At 60.4% G+C, this 1,522-nt stretch carries 1 protein-coding gene; it reads left to right on the forward strand.

Annotation, left to right across the window (positions count from 1 at the left end):
• Positions 1-81 precede the first annotated feature (81 nt).
• Positions 82-1,443: an IS1182 family transposase gene (locus tag IVB22_RS27240; RefSeq protein ID WP_247520321.1), complete on the forward strand. Its 1,362-nt coding sequence runs from the start codon at positions 82-84 to the stop codon at positions 1,441-1,443.
• The last annotated feature ends 79 nt before the right edge of the window (positions 1,444-1,522 follow it).

A 1,522-nucleotide genomic window follows, 5' to 3' on the forward strand; every position in this document is an offset into this window, starting at 1 on the left:
GATTGTGTTGAAAAACTCGACCGTTGAATCCGAAGGAGATCACTGATTCATTCTGTCGGTGTGGGCGGGAGACTTGAATCGATGATGGGTCCGCGGCAAGTCGATCAGGCGGCGCTGTTCTACGAGTTCTCACTTGAACGACATGTTCCGGCCGCTCACTTGCTGAGGGCGATCGACCGGTTCGTCGATTTGTCAGAGGTTCGGAGCCACTTGGCTCCATTTTACGGCTCGACTGGCCGGCCTTCGATTGATCCCGAACTGCTCGTGCGGATGCTGCTGGTTGGCTACTGCTACGGCATTCGTTCCGAACGGCGGTTATGCGAGGAGGTGCACCTGAACCTTGCCTACCGCTGGTTCTGTCGGCTCGGGCTTGGCGGCGAGGTGCCGGACCACTCGACATTCTCCAAAAACAGGCATGGCCGCTTCCGTGATTGCGATCTGCTGCGCAAGCTGTTCGAGACCGTGGTTCGGCGCTGCATGGCAGAAGGGTTGATAGACGGGGCAGCTTTTGCGGTCGATGCCAGCCTGATTGCCGCTGACGCCAACAAGCAGCGTTCTGCTGCTGGGTCTGACGAGGTTGACTGGAAAGCCATTGCCAGGACGCGCCGATCCGTCCGGGAGTATCTCGACACCCTGGATGAGGCAGCATGGGGCGCGGCGAGCGAAACCGTGCCGAAGTTCATCTCGAAGTCGGATCCGGCCGCGCAATGGACTGGCGCTCACAAAGGACATGCCTTCTTTGCCTACGCCAACAACTACCTCATCGACCTGAAGGTCGCGATCATCGTCGACGTCGAGGCGACGCGAGCGATCCGGCAGGCCGAGGTCGGCGCGGCACGCACAATGATTGAGCGCACTGAAGAGCGCCTTGAACTCTGTCCCGAGCGCCTGGCCGCCGATAGTGCCTACGGCTCGGCGGAGATGCTGGGATGGCTAGTCAACGAGCGGGCGATTGAGCCGCACATTCCGGTGTTCGACAAGTCGGCTCGCACCGATGGAACGTTCGCGCGGGAAGACTTCGCCTACGATCAACAAAGCGACGTTTACATCTGCCCGGCTGGCAAGGTGCTGACTTCCACGGGGACCCTGGTGAATGATGGAGCAACACTGCTCTATCGCGCCGTCAAACATGATTGCGACGCCTGCGAGCTTAAGCCACGTTGCTGTCCGAAGATGCCCGCCCGCAAGGTCCCACGTTCAATCCACGAAAAGGCCCGAGACGTTGCGCGCGATATTGCCAAGACTGATGCCTATGTCAGGTCCCGGCGCGAACGGAAGAAGATTGAGATGCTCTTCGCGCACCTCAAGCGCATCCTGCGCCTCGACCGTCTCAGGCTAAGAGGCCCGTTGGGCGCTCGAGACGAGTTCCTCCTTGCCGCAACGGCGCAGAACCTCCGGAAGCTCGCAAAGCTGATCCCGATCCCTGCGCTCCAGCCCGCCTAGGCGCAATCAAGCACCCGTGCGCCGGTCGCATTGCCCGATCCCAAATTGCCGGTTCGCGGACTTCTTCAACACAATCGGC

The organism is Bradyrhizobium sp. 190 (assembly GCF_023073415.1).
Classification (GTDB): Bacteria; Pseudomonadota; Alphaproteobacteria; order Rhizobiales; family Xanthobacteraceae; genus Bradyrhizobium.

Bases quoted from the DNA above. Each gene is read 5' to 3' on its own strand.
- IVB22_RS27240 (WP_247520321.1), top strand. From the start codon at position 82: ATGATGGGTCCGCGGCAAGTCGATCAGGCGGCGCTGTTCTACGAGTTC.